The organism is Bacillus sp. N12A5 (genome assembly GCF_026790125.1).
Classification (GTDB): domain Bacteria; phylum Bacillota; class Bacilli; order Bacillales; family Bacillaceae; genus Bacillus.
Genome location: NZ_JALAMR010000032.1, coordinates 387 through 924, shown reverse-complemented (window position 1 = coordinate 924; position 538 = coordinate 387). Strand labels below are relative to the sequence as shown.

The 538-nt window shown below is 41.1% G+C and carries 1 protein-coding gene; it reads right to left on the bottom strand.

Translation table 11 applies throughout. The features are described 5' to 3' along the window. Positions 1-538: DUF444 family protein (locus MOC09_RS19990; protein ID WP_268371676.1), on the bottom strand; the 538-nt coding region annotated here is incomplete at both ends.

The window sequence follows — 538 nt, the reverse complement described above, 5'->3', positions numbered from 1 at the left end:
ATTTCTGAAAAAGTTCTTCAGCGCCTGAAAAACATCTGACTTTTGTTTTAAAATATAGTACTTAAATTTCTCGTCTTTCACATTTTTGTATGCAGACATGAGTGTTGAATGCCTGTTGTATTGATTGACCTCGCCGTAGCAGAAAAGATTCGCTTTCTTCATAATATCATTGACCAGCTTTACGCAGCGCGCGTTATCAGACGTCAAATTGTCACCGTCAGAAAAATGAAACGGGTAAATGTTATAGCGGGCGGGATCGTACTTTTCATCTATCAGTTCAAGCGACTTTCGGTATACGGAAGAACAGATTGTTCCGCCGCTCTCACCCTTTGAGAAGAAGTCCTCCTCCGAGACGACTTTTGCTTCTGTATGATGGGCAATAAATTCAATTTCTACAGTCTCATATTTCGTCCGCAAAAAACGGGTCATCCAGAAAAAGAAGCTTCTGGCCATGTATTTTTCCCAAACACCCATACTGCCGCTTGTATCCATCATTGCTAAAACGACGGCTTTTGATTCGGGTTTTGTGATGTCATTC